Origin of the sequence: Mesorhizobium sp. M7A.F.Ca.CA.004.06.1.1, from assembly GCF_003999135.1 — a bacterium.
In the GTDB taxonomy this organism is placed as follows: Bacteria; Pseudomonadota; Alphaproteobacteria; order Rhizobiales; family Rhizobiaceae; genus Mesorhizobium.
This window is the reverse complement of the sequence record NZ_RZPQ01000062.1, coordinates 1-15,149: the sequence shown is the minus strand read 5'-3', so window position 1 is coordinate 15,149 and position 15,149 is coordinate 1. Positions and strand designations below refer to the sequence as shown.

Genomic DNA, 15,149 nt, shown 5'->3' with positions numbered 1-15,149 from the left:
GGCGGCGCCAGGAATGCCGGCCTCGACGCCGCCAGGGCCGCGGTTGCTGGCCAGGGCGACGACACGGACGATATCCCCGGGGTAGGCCCGCGCCACGTCGAGCGTCGCATCGCGCGACTTGTCGTCGACGACGATGATTTCGACGCTGACACCCTTCTGGGCGATGGCGCTGGCAATCGCCCGATCAAGGGTCGCCTCGGCGTTGTAGGCGGCAATAACGAAGGAAACATCCGGGACAGAGCTGACGTCAGGCTGCACGCTTGCCTCCCTCCTGTGGCGACGGCTGGCCATAGAGGCGAATTTCGCGGATGCCGACGAGGCCGCTGACGACACCAACATGCATAATGCCGCGCAGCACGCTGCGGTTCCTGCGGACTGGACTGACGACGACCGGAAGTGCCGAGGCGAAGCAATAGATGGCCTTTGCCGAGGCCAGGCCGACCTGCTTGACCAGGCCGATGCTGCTGGCGCTACTGCCCAGGAGATGGCCATGCGTCTGGCCGACGCGAAAGCGGCGGCGGCCGAGCCATTCGAATGCCGCCCTTGAGCGCGGCACCACCTCGTCGACCCACGCCTTGGGCGCGAAGGCGATGCGGCCGCCGGCCTTGTGCATCTGGTCGAAGAATTCGGTGTCCTCGCCGCCGGTCTGGCCACGCGCCAGGCTGAAGCGGCGGCCGCGCAGGCTGTCCGAGCCCATCCGCAGCAGAACATTGCAGGTGTAGCCGGTGCGGATCTCGCCGCGCACCCAGATGGGCAAGGTCGAATGGAAATCGCCGCGCCGCATCCAGTCCGGCGCATCCGGGCGATAGCGCGCCCTGACCGGGCCGAGCACGACGGCGACACCGCTTTGCTGCGCCATCGCGACCAATTCAGCGAGCCATTGAGGCGTGGCCGTTTCGTCATCATCAATGAAGGCGACGAAATCCGCTGTGCTCGCATCGAGGCAGGCATTGCGGGCGATCGAGATGTTGCGCGCCGGGGCATGCCGATAGTGGATCGGCACCGTCAATTCCCGCGACAGCGCCGCCACCAGGTCACGGGCCGTCGGGGTGTCGTCATTGTCGGCGACGATAATGCGGATATCGAATCCCGCCGGCATCTCCATGGCGTCGAGCGAGCGCAGCGTGTCAGCCAGCTCCGGCCGGCGGAACGTGCAGACGCCGATGTCGATGCTGCGGTTCTTTGCCGACACCGCCATCAGGCCACTCCGCGTCGCGAGCCGAGGCCGAGAAGCTGCAGCCAGAAGCCAACCGACCAGCCAAGATGCATGACCATGGCCGAGACACCGGCCAGCGCAACGTCAGCCTTGCGCTGGCGGATAGCCGTCACCAGTCCGTAGCCCAGGCACACCGACACCCACAGCAACAAAGGCACTGCCGCAATCCAATGCACGAATGAGAAGGCCGCAAGAAGAACCACCGGGAAGACCGCCAGCGGCACCATCTGCCGGATCTTTGGGATGACGCGGTGCTTCAGCACATTCTTGGCACGCCCGCGACCGTAGCCGAGATACTGGAAATAGAGGCCTGAGAGCGAGGCGCGCGGATAGTAGACCATCTGCGTCTTGCCACTCATCCAGATCTTGTAGCCCGCCTTGCGCAGGCGATAATCGAGCTCGGCGTCCTCGTTATGGCTGAACGCTTCGTCGTAGCCGCCGACGGCGCCGAATGCCGATATCCGCATCAGTGCATGATGGCCGTGATCGATCCACTGTCCCTGCGAAAGATGCCGATGCTTCGAGCCGCCGGTGCCGAGCTTGGAGTTCTGCGCCGCGGCGGCCGCCTTCTGCACGGCACCGCTGCCTCTGGTCAGCATCGAAACGACAACCGAATCCGCGCCCGTGGCCAAGGCTTCCTCGACCAGCCGGTCGCAATAATCGTCGGGATAACCGCCATGCGCATCGATGCGGATGAGATAGTCGGCACCATCGCCGAAGGTACCGACGGCGAGATTGATCGCCGCGCTCTGGATGCGCCGCTTGTTGTGGAGCAGGATAACCCGCGGGTCCTTGGCAATCACATCCTCGACGATGGAAAGCGTGCCGTCGGTGCTGCCGCCATCGGCGACGATGATCCGGGCGCCAAGCCGGGCGGCCGCGGGCCGCAATTGATCGAGCAGCGCACCGATATGGGCGGCTTCATTCAGGCACGGAATGACGATCAGGCTGGATGAGGGTTTGTCCGTCTGCGTCATCAATCTCTGTCCATCTTGCCTCTGTCCATCCTTGGCCATCCTATGCCAATGCCTCGGCGGCAAAGGAGCCGGGCACGGCCGTCAGGCTGCGCAGCCGCTCGACAAGCGCCCGGCAATCGCTGCGATCGTAGCTCCAGGTCCTCGGATTGCGGGCCAGAACGCGCTCCTTCAGCCTGGCGAAGCGATGCTCTTCCATCTTGCCGAGCACGGCTTCGAGGGCTTCGGGCGACGCCTGCGGCAACAGCACGCCGATATCCTGCTGTTTGAGGAACCGCCCGGTCTCGGTGTTGCCCATCGAGATCGGCACCGCTCCGAAACGGCAGCCTTCATAGAGCCGGTTGGGCAGAAGCCATTCGGAGTTCTGCCCCGCCTCGAAGAAATCGATCGCCCACGAAAAATGGACATCGTTGTAGATCGCCGCCATGTCTTCCGGATTGCGGTAGGGCCCGAGAAACGACAGCCACGGCTCGGCTTCGACAAAGCCGTGAAAGTCAGGGAATTCCGACAAAGCCGGACGTCCGCGCAGCACGATCTCGAAGCGGCCCTCCATGCGGCGGGAGAAATCGGCCAGCAGCTCGAGTGAGCGTCGGCAGCGCAGCGCACCGAACCAGCCGATCCGCCATGGCGGACCGACCGGGCTCTCTTCAGTCTCCGGAGCGCCGGGCAAGATCGTCGCGGCCTCGAAATATTTGTTTTCGACCAGCTCGATGGGTGCCGCAACCTGGCCGAACGGCTTGAAATAATTGGCGATAAAGGCAGGAGAACTGGTCACCAGCAGCTTCACATCCCTGGCCAGAAAGCGCTCGGTGGCGCGCAGCGCCTTGCCCAGGACATCGTTGCGCAGCACAAGCCGATGAATGTCGAGGCACTCGTATACGATCGGAACCGATGCACCGAAGGCTGACCTGGCGCGGCGGGCAAGCGCCAGCATTTCCAGGTTGCGTGCGATGATGAGATCCGGTTTTGGCATACCGCCAAGCTTCGAGCCTATCGAAACGGCTGCTTTGGCGACGGCCGCGAGGCGTTGGCCGAATCGCCCGTCACGCGTCGCGCCGAGGTCGATCGGCCGCAGTCCCTCGATATCCGCAATCGGATTCGCGGTGCGACGGAAGCCGGCCAAAGTGACCTGGGCCCCACCTGCCCTGAGCATCGTGATCCGCCGGCGCACCGCCGGGTCGGAAACGTCGTGCACAAGGTACAAGACATGCAGCATAAAAACTCGACCGCTGTTGGCCCACCCGAGGGAATGCTAGTACAGGTCTTGCTGCATCGCAACATTTTTGGTGCGGCGGTCCACGTTTTCTGTTGCACTGCAAAATTATTGCCGTAGTTTGTGGTCGGCGGCGGTCGTGGATTTTCGGGCTCGGAAATCAACGTAAAAAATCAGGAATCCTGAATTTGGAAGCCAATGCATTCGATCCGCCAGAAGGCTCCTTGCGCAAATCGGTTGGGCGCGGCGCGGTTGTCACGGCCATGGCGCAATCGGTGCGGGTCGCGACACAGATCCTGTCCGTTATCGTCTTGTCGCGGTTGTTGTCGCCACAGGATTTCGGCGTCGTGGCGATGTGCGCGCCGGTGCTTGCCTTTATCGCCCTGTTCCAGGATTTCGGCCTGACCCAGGCGACGATCCAGAAGTCGGGCATCCGGCATGAGGAGGTGAACTACCTCTTCTGGATCAATGTCGCGGTCAGCGCGATCCTGGCTTGCGTGCTTGCGGGTGCGGCGCCGCTGGTTGCCGCCTTCTACGGCGAGCCGCGCGTGACGGGCCTGGTGGCTGCGTTCGGGCTGCAGATCATGGCCTATGGGCTGGGCGCCCAGCATCTGGCGCTCTTGACACGCCGCATGCAGTTCGGCCGGCTGGCCGTCATCGACGTCGCCAGCGCCATTGCCGGGCTTGCGGTGTCGATCGCCTGGACCTTTATCGATCGCTCCTATTGGGCCCTGTTTGCCGGCACGCTGACCGGTGCCGTTTTGCCGACGCTCTGCTATTGGGCGAGCTCGCGCTGGCGTCCGGGCCTGCCGCGCAAGGTCGCCGGCATCGGCGAGCTGATCAATTTCGGCGCCGGCATCACCGGCTTCAACTTCGCCAATTTCTTTGCCCGCAACCTCGACAATGTGCTGATCGGCAAATATTGGGGCGAGGCGCAACTCGGCCTCTATGACCGCGCCTACAAGCTGCTTCTGTTTCCGCTGAGCCAGATCACCAACCCGCTGTCGAAGGTGATGGTTCCGGCGCTTTCGAGGCTGAAGGATGAGCCGGATCGCTACCGCAGCGCCTACCTGCGCGTCATGCCGCTGATCCTGCTGGTGGCGCTTCCCGGCGTCGCCTTCGCCACGGCGATGTCGGATGTGCTGATCCCCTTCGTGCTCGGCGAGCAATGGCGCGCAAGCGCCTCGATTTTCCTGGCGCTCGGCTTTGCCGGGCTGCTGCAGCCGCTCAACAATCCGGCGGGGTGGCTTTTCGTCAGCCAGGGCCGCTCCGGCGATTTCATGCGCTGGGGCATCATAACGGCCGTGACGTCGGTGCTGGCCTTCATGCTCGGCCTGCCCTATGGCGCGCTGGGCGTGGCGATCGCCTATGCGATCAGCGAATATCTGCGGACGCCGTTCCTGTGGCTCTATGTCGGCAAGAGCGGGCCGCTTCAGGCGCACCATGTACTTCGCGCGGCAACGCCGTTCGTGCTTGGCGCCCATCTGGCACTGGCCGGCATCTGGTTCATCAAGCCAGCGCTGCCGCAGCAGCATGTCGTCGCCCTGGCCAGCGGCGCCGTGCTCGCCTACCTCATCACCATCGTCATCGCACTGGCATTCGCCTCCGGCCGCGAAGCCTTGCGCGAGGCCCTCAAGATGCTGCCGGCAAGGCTGCCTGCGGCGGCGGCGCGCGAAGCGCAATAATTTGGGCGTCTTCGACTGCTACGGACATCTCCTCCAGGACCAGGTCTGAACCATGCACTACCGATCGATCTCCGATATGAACGACGCCATTGTCAGGGGCCTGCACCGGCTGCCACGCGACATCGACCTGGTGGTCGGTGTGCCGAGAAGCGGCGTTTTGGCAGCGACGCTGGTCAGCCTTGCCGCGAACATCCCGATGACCGATCTCGACAGCTTCCTGGAAGGGCGTATCTATACGTCTGGCGTCACCAAGCGCCGTGCCGCTCTCGACCGCAAGGTTTCCGAGATGCGCAAGGTGCTGGTGATCGACGACAGCGTCGCTGGCGGCAACGCCATGCGTGACGCACGCGCCCGCATCCAGGCTGCGGGCATCAAGGCGGAGTTCACCTTTGCCGCCGTGTTCGGCCTTGAGCCCCAGCACCAGGAAACCGACCTCGTCTTCGAAGTCGTGCCGCATCCGCGCATGTTCCAGTGGAACTTCATGCATCACAAATTCCTGGCGCAATGCTGCGTCGACATTGACGGCGTGCTGTGCCTCGATCCGACAGAGGCGGAAAACGACGACGGCCCGGCCTATGAAAAATTCCTCAGCGAAGCGCGGCCGCTCCATGTCGCGACCCACAGGATCGGCTGGCTGGTCACCAGCCGACTGGAGAAATACCGCGCGCTCACCGAGGCATGGCTCGCCAAGCATGAGATCAAATACGACCAGTTGATCATGCTCGACCTGCCGAGCAAGGCGGAACGGCAACGGCTCGGCGCGCATGGCAGTTTCAAGGCGGATTTCTACCGCAAGTCCGATGCCATCCTGTTCATCGAGAGCGAGCACGAACAGGCGCTGAGGATCACCGAACTGTCAGGCAAGCCGGTGCTGTGCGTCGAAACGCATATGGTCAGCTTTCCCAACACGCTGTCGCTGCCGGCACTTGGTCAGGCGGCCAGGAACCTGCCGGCAAGGCTGCGGCAGATCAAGTCGCAAGAGGGCCGCAAAAGCGCCGCCAAGACCATTGCCCGCGCGCTGCTTGGCGCCCGCGGCTACGAGACGCTGAAAAGCCGGGTCAAGCGCCCGGCCTGACCTGCTCAGGCGGCGCCGTCAGGCCGCCTGTCGCGCGCGCTGCTGCATGGCCCTGTCCAGTATCGAGAAGAAGGTGATGAACTGGCGATCGGGATCGAGTTCCGGGCGCCCGGCGAAGCTGCGGGCGAGGCTGGAAAGCCGGTCATATTCCTGATTGTCGTTCCACAGCCGCCTGACGGCCGCGACCCAGTCGGCCAGCGGTGCATCATAATCCAGCACCACGCCACCGGAGCCGATCGCTTCGGGCAGACCGCCGCGCCGCGAGCCGACAACGGGGATTCCGCTGCAATGGGCCTCCGACGCGACGCGGCCCCAGGCCTCTTCCCACTTGCTGGGAGCAAGCAGGATCTTCGTGCGGCCGTAGACCGTCTTCATGTCGCTGGTGCGGCTCTCCAGGACGACATTGCCCAAGGGAGCGATCGTCTGTTCGATCCGCGCCCGGTGATCGTCGTCGAGCTTCCAGCTTTCGACGAACAGGAATGGAATTTCGCGGCAGGCGCCGGCAATCCGCACCGCGAGCTCGAACCCCTTTTCCTCATAAGGGTTGATCAGCGTGACGAACTGGCCCGTCGTCGGCGTCGAGTAGTGCGCCGGGTTGATGGTTGGCGGGATCACCACCGCCTCGATGCCGAACTCCTGTCTGTAAGTACGTGCGGTGAAGTCAGAATTGGCGATGTAAAGCGCGGAATGCAATTCGCGCAGATCGCCGCCCAGTTCATGGAACTCGACATTGCGGAGATAGACGACCAGAGGCACGCCCTCCGCCTGCAGCGCCTTGCCGATCGGAACCGATTTGTGACACTGGACCACGGCGACATCGGGCTTCAGCCTGTCGACGGCATAGCCCGCTGCTTCCCAGGGAAACCAGGCCCGCACCACCGGATAGCCGGGATAGCTGTCGACAACCGCCGGCTGCCGCAGCAGCTTCATCTTGGCGCGCGCCTTGAAGCCGAAGACACCATCACCGAACAGGGCGGCGAGCACAGCGGCTTCATGACCGTGCTCGATCAGCTGTTCGGCCAGGTGATGCGTGCTCGACTGAACGCCGCCGCTTAACTCGGGCGGGTAGCCGTTGCCGCCTGCAAAGAGAACTTTCATGATCGGGCTCCTTGTCGCATCTCGTATTCCTTGCTCGGAGACAACAGGCAAAGTCCGCCGCCTCGCTTTCGACGTCAGGCAAGTTTCGGCGGCTCCAGATTGGCGAAGGGATTGGTACAGGATTGCCAGCCGGTAAATCGGATCGGGTCGTTGGGCGAACTGCGCCAGGCGTAGTCCGTCAGCATATGGAATTCGGCGACCACCCAGCGGTCGAAATGCACCAGATCTTCCCGCTTTCGCTCGGGCAGCAGGCGGCGTGCTGCGCCCAATTTGAGTTCCTCCACCAGCGTGACGGCGTCGCTTAGTTTTTCGCTTGGAAAGTTCCACGGATTCCTGTTGCGGAACGCCAGCACGAACTGCTGCAGATGCTCGATGCGGATGTTCAACTTGCCAAGGTATTTTTCCAGCGTGACGCGCACCAGATCCTCGTCCGAGAACGAGGAAACGGCGGCGTAGGCGACCCCTGTCGAAACCACTCCGCCAGCCATGACGGCCAGGGCCGAGCGTCTGGAAATCTCGATCATGCGATACCTCCTTTCACGCGATCCGGCTCGCCGCCCGCAAGGACAGCGCTGCCGCGGTCAGGCTCGGGTTGGCGCAGGAGCAGCTCGGATAGGTGCTTGTGCCGACGACGACCAGATTTCTGAGCTGGTGGTGGATCATGCCGCTGTCGATGACCGAATCGGCTGGGCCCGTACCCATCCTCAGCGTGCCCTGGACGTGCGATTCGCTCGGCCGAATGCCGCGGTCGAAGAGCTTTTCGATCGGCAGCGGCGCCAGAAGGCCAGGCAATTTCTCCAGAGCGCGCGTCATGCCCTTCACCGCATAGTCCGATGGCGCCTTGAAGCTGACGAAGGCATTCTCATCCTCGTCAAGCGTGACGAAGTTCTCGGGATCGAGCAAGTCCTCGGTGACCACGACAAGCGGCAGCGCCTGGCGTAGCCGCCCTTTTTCGGCACGCAGTCCGTGCTGCCAGCGGTTCTCGAAATAGACCAGTGCCGCCGCATGCTCCGATCGGTGAGGACCATCATAGAGGCCGAAATTCAGGCCGGTGGTGATGGTGCTGCCGTCGAAATTGTCGACGCCGTCTAGATAGACCTCGAAATTCCAGCCGTAGGATTCATGCAGGCCGCTGCCGACGAATTCGCCGCCCAGGCCGGATCGCAGCATGATCGCCGCGCTCTGGATGGCATTGGCGCCGAGAATGAAGAGATCGCCGCTGACCTGGTATTCCTTGCCGTCATGGCGGAACGTGACCGAACGGACAGCGCCGCCGACGTGATCGAGCCGGCGGACTTCCGCACCGAGGCAGACCGAGACGTCGGGATGCTCGAAGACGTGCATCAACCCGTTGTTGACGGTGAATTTGGCGTCGACCGGGCACAGCCAGCAACGCAGATTGGCACAGCACGAGGTGCGTTGTGATGTCGGCAGCCGCGCCCGCGCGGTTGGCATGACAAAGTGCTGGCCGGGCTGCGCCGCCTTCATCATCCTGTCCGGTGTCGACATGCGATGCGGCGGTTGCGGAAACGGCTTCGAGCGGGGCAGCATCGCCGCCATGTCGGGATCGCCGGAGATCGACATGATGTCTTCCGCGTCGCAATAGAACGGCTCGACGTCGTCATAGCTGATCGGCCAGTCATTGCCGATACCGTAGGTGCTTTTCAGCCGGAAATCATTGGGATGAAATCTTGGCGTCTGCGCGAACCAGCAGTTCGTCCCGCCACCCAGTCCGATCGTGTAGTTCCACGGCTTGTTGGAATTGGTCTTATAGGTCGTTTCGTCTTCGATGTCGGTGTTGACGTTCTGCTCGAGCTGCCATTCATGGGTGTTGTGGCGCCCCCACTCCAGCACCAGAATGCGTGCCTTTCGGCGCTTGGCGAACTCGTGCAGGAAGAAGGCCGAACCGAAGCCGGAACCGATCGCTACGAGATCGAAATGATCCTTGGTGATTTGCTCCGGCTTTACGTCCAGCACCATCGGCTACAACTCCACACAGAAATACGCGCTCAGTCCCAGCGCCCGCAGGCCATGTGCGGACCGGTCTTGCATCCGTCTGCCAGGGCCTGGTCTCATGCCGCCATTCTGCCGATCGAGTGATATTCGATGCCGTGGCGGGCGATGACCTTGGGGTCATAGAGGTTGCGGCCGTCGAAGATGACCGGCGTAATCAGCGCATCCTTCACAGCGTCGAAAGACGGCGCGCGAAAGCTCTTCCATTCCGTGGCGATCAGCAGCGCATCGGCACCGCGCAGCGCCGCCTCCTTGGTGCCGCACAGAAGCAGGTCGTCGCGCAGCCCGTAGATGGCCTGGCATTCCTGCATCGCCTCGGGATCATAGGCCTGCACATTGGCGCCGGCCTTCCAGAGCGCTTCCATCAGGACGCGCGCCGGCGCCTCACGCATGTCGTCGGTGTTGGGCTTGAAGGCCAGGCCCCAGAGCGCAAAGGTCTTGCCTTTGAGGTTGCCCTTGAAATAGCGGTCCACCTTGTCGAAGAGAACCGATTTCTGTGCGTTGTTGCGCTCCTCGACGGCACGCAGCAGCTTGGCGTCGAATTTGACGCCTTCGGCGGTCTTGATCAGCGCCCGCACGTCCTTGGGGAAGCACGAACCGCCATAACCCAGACCCGGATAGATGAAATGGTAGCCGATTCGGGGATCGCTGCCGATGCCCTTGCGGACCTCCTCGATGTCGGCGCCGAGCTGTTCGGCCAAATTGGCCATCTCGTTCATGAAGCTGATCTTGGTCGCCAGCATACAGTTGGCGGCATATTTGGTGAATTCGGCGCTGCGCACGTCCATCACGATCATCTTCTCGTGGTTGCGGTTGAACGGCGCGTAGAGTTCGCGCATCACAGCCTCGGTGTCCTCGCTGTCGGTGCCGACGATGATGCGGTCCGGCTTCATGCAATCGGCGACCGCGGACCCCTCCTTGAGGAACTCGGGATTCGAAGCGACATCGAAAGCCAGGTCCTCGCGGCCTCTTTTCTTCAACGTGTCGGCAATCCTGGCCTTCACCTTTTCGCAGGTGCCGACCGGCACCGTAGACTTGCCGACGACGATCTTGGGTTTGTCCATTTCGCGGCCGATGGTCTCGGCGACGGCCAGCACATATTTGAGATCGGCCGAGCCGTCCTCGCCCGGCGGCGTGCCGACCGCGATCATCTGGATCTCGCCATGCCTGACAGCGGCGGCGGCATCGGTGGTGAACTTGATGCGGCCGGCAGCATGGTTTTCCTTAACGAGGTTTTCCAAACCGGGTTCGAAAATGGGAACCAGGCCCTGGTTGAGCCGCTCGACCTTGGCGGCGTCGATGTCGACGCACACCACCTGATGCCCGACTTCGGCAAGGACCGCAGCCTGCACGAGGCCGACATAGCCAATTCCAAACACCGTCAAATTCATTCGGTTTCATTCCCATGCAAGGCAGCGGACCGTTTTCGGTCCCGCCGGTTCAAATCGACTTTCCCAACTACTTTACACTGCATGCCAGCGATTCCGGAAATTGACAGGGTTCGCCGAGCGCCGTGAAGGCAACCCGCTCGATCTGCAGGGAAAGCTTGCGGCCCGGATCCGCGAACGCTCCCATCCAACCCTTCATCGTATCGCTGCCCCAAAAGCTGAAGAATATCTTCTGTGCATGGCTGGGCAGCTTCGCCGGGTCGGTAATCGTGTTCACCAGCTGGCCGTTGACGTACCATCGCAAGCTGTCCTTCTGCCAGACGAAGGCGTAGTCGTTGAAGGCGTTCTCCGTGCCGCCCGGCACGTCGACCAGCTTCTCGTTCTTGCCCTTGCCCGCGATATAGGCATTGACCTGCACCTTGGAGGTGTCCTTGGTCAGCACCTCGAAGTCGATCTCGTCCCAGGGCTGCTTGTCGCTGGGACCGATATAGGTGAAGAACGCCGCGTTAAGGCCGGAGCCGGTATCGGTCTTCAGCCGTGCCTCATAGGTGCCGTAGCCGAAGCGCTGCTTGGTCTGGATCTCGCCGCAGACGTAGTCGCGATCCTTCAGCGTCTGCTTTTCGAAGCCGAGCGAAAGCACATTATTCGACAGTTCGACCATGCCTTTCGACCAGGTGCAATTCTGATGGCTGCCGTTGTTCCAGCCGTCGGAAACATACCAGCGCGCACGATCGAAGCTTTTGAAATCATCGACGAAGGACGGCGATGTCGGAATGTCCTGGGCGTAGGAAGGGGTTGCCGGGAAACCGCCGAGAGCAGCCAGCAGCAACGCACCGAGCGACCCCAGCCGTCGCCAGGCGGCTTGTCCGGTCCGATATGCGAGAGGCGGCGCGTCAATTGCCGTCGTAGGTTTCGGATTCGACTTCATATCAAACTCACCTTTGCGCTGTGTGTCCCCAACCCAAAGTCGACGTGCGAACCGCTCCTGAACGGGCCAACCTTGACCTTCCCTGTGACCCTCTCGATTGCTTCCCGCCTTGCATCAAATCTGTTGCAACAGTTCCGAGCCTTCACGTTTCAACCTCTGCCGGCGCCTGCCGGCCAGGCGAATTCCGCCGAGGCGGCGGCCGAATCGGCGTCCTCGTCGAAGACCATATCCAGCGAATGACGGAGCTCTTTCATCATGCCGTCCTGGCGCGACAGCGCTGCAATGCGGCGTTCGCAATTCAGGATTGACTGTGTCAGTGCGCTGACTTCCGAAGACCGCTTGTCGGAAGCTGAGCCGTTCTCCATGGCTTCGACCAGGAAGGCGGCGTTGGTCGACGTTGTCCGGTAGCGATTCTCAAGCCCGGTTCTTTCGGCCTCGATCTCGGCCGCAATTTGTTCGAACAGCTTTGCCAGACGATCAAGACGTGAAACATCGGCCTGCCGGTCGCGGGCCGGATCCCTTGATCTGAAACCGAATATCGAGGCCATGGGCTCAGGTTCCTGTCATCGCCGGCTTGTGGGCCGGGCTTCTGGCCGATCCCCGCAGCCGGGGCTCAAAAACTCGCCTTGCATTGTCCTGCTCCTCTGAAGGAGAGACATCGGACCAATCCGATCGGGGGCCAGTTCGGCTGGTCGTCCAATATGCTGCACCGCAACATAGACTGCCATCGTCGGAGCCGCGAGGCAACCACCCAATTCGTAAACTCATAAATCCAGCCGAAATGGTTTGCGTGATGACGTGTCGCGAGCGGACAAACCGCAGGCCTCGGGCCTCGCTCTCAGCGTTCCTTGCCCATGCTGGTTCCAGCCATCAGAAAGCGCCGCGGCGGCACAGGCTTTTGGCTGGACATAAGGCCGACGCGACGAAACAGCGCCTCGAGCTTGTCGGAAGCCACGCCCTGGACGATGGGGACGAGGTTGGACAGGCTGGCGAAAGCGTAAGCCGCGGCCGATGCCAGCCCCCGCTCAGCCTTGACGTCAAGGAAATTGCGCAGCCGATATTTGTCGCGCACGTGCCGTTCATGCCGCCGCAGCACCGCCTTCGAGCCTTCCGGCAGACTGTCGATCGCCAGCAGCGCCAGATCCGCATCGGCCAAACGCTTCAGGTCCTGAGTCTTGTGGCGGCCGCTCAAAGAATCGGCGCGGACGACGGCGCCGTAGCCGCAGGAGCGAATGACCTTGAACCGCGCCCCGCATGCGACTGCGCGGGCGTAGAGTTCATAGTCCTCGCCCAGCCGCAGGCTCTCGTCGTAGCTCAACCCGTGGCGGTGGAGGAAGGCACGGCTTATCACCGGCTTCAAGAAGCCCAGTTCGCCCCTCTGCACGCGGCGCCTGGAGATGTTGCCTTCGACGAAGCGCTCGAAATCGAGGAATTCCGGATCGGCGGCAAATTGCGGCGCGACGATTTTCGTCGCGTCGCCCGTCGCATCATCCCTGATCAGCATGATGTTGTCGGCTGCGAAATCCCAATCGGCCCCGGCAAACAGGTTGCGAAACCGGCCTTCGAGGAAAAAATCGTCGGCATCAAGAATGCTGATGAACGGCGATTTCGAGCCGGCGATGGCTGCGTTGCGGGCAAAGGAGGGGCCGCGATTGACATCGAGGCGCATCACGGAGAGCCGCCCGCTGCCATCATCGGCGGATCGTGCGACATCGGCGGTGTCGTCGGTAGAGGCATCATCGACAACGACGACCTCCGCCACTTCCGGTTCGCGCAACGCGGATGCGATGGCGACGGCGATTGTCGCTGCGGCGTTTTTTGCCGCGATGATCACGCAGACCTCGAATTTCGTCATCGACATGGATTTGCCTCTCGTACAGGTAATATCGATTTGCCCTCGCCCCGTACTCCTTCGATGCCCTACAGAATTGCCATCAGCACCCAATTTGCCTTCATTCAGCGACTTCCCGGCCGCTCGAAGATGCGGCGGCTGATATCGGCGGACGCCGCCCAGCCGGCTTCGGCCAGATAGCGGACCGGCGCGCGGCCGCACAGTTCCCACAGCACCGTTCGCCGCTGTGGCCACCGCAGCGACGGCAGCCATGGCGCGATGACCATGCTGAGCAGATCCTCATTGCCGATGCGCGACAGGATCCTGGTCGCGCGCTGCGACAGCAGCGTGCCAGCGCCGCCGAGTAGCACATCGGCGGCGCGCAGGCCAAGCAGCAGCGTGTCGTCCAAACCTTGTACGGTTGCGGCATCGAGCAAACGCTGCTGATCCCCCTCGTCGAGGCGGGCGGCGCTGGCACCGATATCACAGACGTAGCCCGCGCAGGGTTCCCGGTTGAAAAGTGCCTTGGCGACGCTGATGCAGGACAAAAGCAAAGTATCGGCCACCGAGGTGAACGGCACCGTCGCACCGGCGATTTCGACCTGTCGCTTGCGCCGCAGAAACCCGTCCGCGTCGCGCGGGCTTGGCGAGCCGGGCTGCTGGAGGCGGTAATGGAGATCTACCGTGGACGACCTCGGCCCGTCGTCCCGGGTCATGTGCTGTTCGCCGAGGAAGCGGACCCACCAGACGGAGTTCGACTTGCCTGATACCTCATAACCGATCTGGCGAAGCGCATCACGCGCCCTGAAAAATCCGAGCGGCGAAACAAGGATGTCGACATCGCCGGACGGCTTCATGAAGTGGTCGTCGTAGAGAAGCTGCTGCTGGAACGGACCCTTCAGAAAAACAAAATCGATCTCGCTGGCGCGCAGCACATCATGGACCGCCATGGAATCCATGATGCAGGACGCGTTCATCGAAACCGTCCTCCTGCGGTAGGTGTCGAGCCATCGGAAAAGCTCAGGCGGCCTCTCAAGCGCGGGTGCGCGCGAAAGGGCCTTGAGGACAAAGGTGGCGACCTTGTTCAGCCTGGCGATGTCGGCAATTTTGGCACCGTCCAGATCACGCATCGAAATGTCGCCCGCGCCGGCGTGCGGCCCGGCAAAATACAATCGCAGGCAGGCCTGTACGTAGGCCACCTCGTCGGCACAGCCGGCGGCGCGCAATCGTTCGTATGAGCCGTCAGGCAAGGCCATTTAGCGCACAATCTCCCAAGAAAGCGGTTTGCGCGAACACTTATGCTGCACGTGCGAAGCAAACATCACCAAAAACCTCGATGCCGTAAAGCCTTTCCTTTTGCAGTGCGAATTTTTGCAACCGAAGCGTCTATCGAGATCGCGTCGGAAAGAAGTGAGAACCGCGGCTGAAATATCCTTGCCAGGTCTTTTAGCCGATCCGCGGCCGAATTTTCCAAACCGAAAATTCTTTCCATTAGCGAAGCCTAAAAATAAGCACAAAACAAACGATTTATGCAAGCAAAATCATATGCTTAAAGAATCAGCACAGGCGCTGCCATCATGCCCAAGGAATCGGCTAAAAAGTGACAAGTTTTAGGCATGGCCGCTCATGTCCTGACGCCAGCAACGTAATTGATTAACGGAAGGTAAAACAGTCTTGACTCATAAATGCTGCCGTGCAGCTATTGCATTGCAGCATAAAAGTGCTGAC

The 15,149-nt window shown here is 62.0% G+C and carries 14 protein-coding genes; 2 read left to right on the top strand and 12 right to left on the bottom strand.

Annotated elements, in window-relative coordinates; genetic code table 11:
• From EN906_RS06625 to EN906_RS06610, 4 genes are all read right to left on the bottom strand, one after another.
• Positions 1-258: glycosyltransferase (locus EN906_RS06625; RefSeq protein ID WP_127375107.1), on the bottom strand; the 258-nt coding region annotated here is incomplete at its 3' end.
• On the bottom strand, positions 248-1,198 hold the full coding sequence (locus EN906_RS06620; RefSeq protein WP_127270881.1) for a glycosyltransferase family 2 protein: 951 nt from the start codon (positions 1,196-1,198) through the stop codon (positions 248-250). The genes EN906_RS06620 and EN906_RS06625, both read right to left, overlap by 11 nt.
• Positions 1,198-2,193, bottom strand: coding sequence for a glycosyltransferase family 2 protein (locus tag EN906_RS06615; RefSeq protein WP_127270879.1), 996 nt, complete (start codon positions 2,191-2,193; stop codon positions 1,198-1,200). The genes EN906_RS06620 and EN906_RS06615 overlap by 1 nt, the downstream gene beginning before the upstream one ends.
• A gap of 40 nt (positions 2,194-2,233) precedes the next feature.
• Positions 2,234-3,406 carry a glycosyltransferase gene (locus EN906_RS06610; protein WP_127270877.1) on the bottom strand — a complete coding sequence of 391 codons (1,173 nt, stop codon included), beginning with the start codon at positions 3,404-3,406 and terminating at the stop codon, positions 2,234-2,236.
• A gap of 185 nt (positions 3,407-3,591) precedes the next feature.
• Here EN906_RS06610 and EN906_RS06605 point away from each other — a divergent pair, with 185 nt between their 5' ends.
• Together EN906_RS06605 and EN906_RS06600 are read left to right on the top strand one after the other, a co-directional pair.
• The gene (locus EN906_RS06605) at positions 3,592-5,088 is read left to right on the top strand and encodes a lipopolysaccharide biosynthesis protein (protein WP_127267652.1); all 1,497 of its coding nucleotides are present in this window, start codon (positions 3,592-3,594) and stop codon (positions 5,086-5,088) included.
• Positions 5,089-5,140: 52 nt separating this feature from the next.
• Positions 5,141-6,163, top strand: coding sequence for a phosphoribosyltransferase family protein (locus tag EN906_RS06600; RefSeq protein ID WP_127267653.1), 1,023 nt, complete (start codon positions 5,141-5,143; stop codon positions 6,161-6,163).
• Between the two features lie 18 nt (positions 6,164-6,181).
• On the opposite strand, the gene EN906_RS06595 is transcribed toward EN906_RS06600, so the two are convergent.
• From EN906_RS06595 to EN906_RS06560, 8 genes are all read right to left on the bottom strand, one after another.
• Positions 6,182-7,261, bottom strand: coding sequence for a glycosyltransferase (locus tag EN906_RS06595; protein ID WP_127375106.1), 1,080 nt, complete (start codon positions 7,259-7,261; stop codon positions 6,182-6,184).
• A 74-nt stretch (positions 7,262-7,335) separates the two neighbouring features.
• Positions 7,336-7,785 (bottom strand): hypothetical protein, encoded by a 450-nt coding sequence (locus EN906_RS06590; protein WP_127267655.1) that lies wholly within the window; start codon positions 7,783-7,785, stop codon positions 7,336-7,338.
• A 13-nt stretch (positions 7,786-7,798) separates the two neighbouring features.
• Positions 7,799-9,241 (bottom strand): GMC family oxidoreductase, encoded by a 1,443-nt coding sequence (locus tag EN906_RS06585; RefSeq protein ID WP_127267656.1) that lies wholly within the window; start codon positions 9,239-9,241, stop codon positions 7,799-7,801.
• Between the two features lie 92 nt (positions 9,242-9,333).
• A complete protein-coding gene (locus EN906_RS06580; RefSeq protein WP_127267657.1) occupies positions 9,334-10,665 on the bottom strand; it encodes a UDP-glucose/GDP-mannose dehydrogenase family protein in 1,332 nt (443 codons plus the stop codon).
• 67 nt (positions 10,666-10,732) lie between these two features.
• On the bottom strand, positions 10,733-11,590 hold the full coding sequence (locus tag EN906_RS06575; protein ID WP_127267658.1) for a family 16 glycosylhydrolase: 858 nt from the start codon (positions 11,588-11,590) through the stop codon (positions 10,733-10,735).
• 149 nt (positions 11,591-11,739) lie between these two features.
• Positions 11,740-12,138: a hypothetical protein gene (locus tag EN906_RS06570; protein ID WP_127267659.1), complete on the bottom strand. Its 399-nt coding sequence runs from the start codon at positions 12,136-12,138 to the stop codon at positions 11,740-11,742.
• Between the two features lie 290 nt (positions 12,139-12,428).
• On the bottom strand, positions 12,429-13,451 hold the full coding sequence (locus tag EN906_RS06565; RefSeq protein WP_127267660.1) for a glycosyltransferase: 1,023 nt from the start codon (positions 13,449-13,451) through the stop codon (positions 12,429-12,431).
• Between the two features lie 95 nt (positions 13,452-13,546).
• Positions 13,547-14,677 (bottom strand): nucleotidyltransferase family protein, encoded by a 1,131-nt coding sequence (locus EN906_RS06560; RefSeq protein ID WP_127267622.1) that lies wholly within the window; start codon positions 14,675-14,677, stop codon positions 13,547-13,549.
• Positions 14,678-15,149 lie beyond the last annotated feature (472 nt).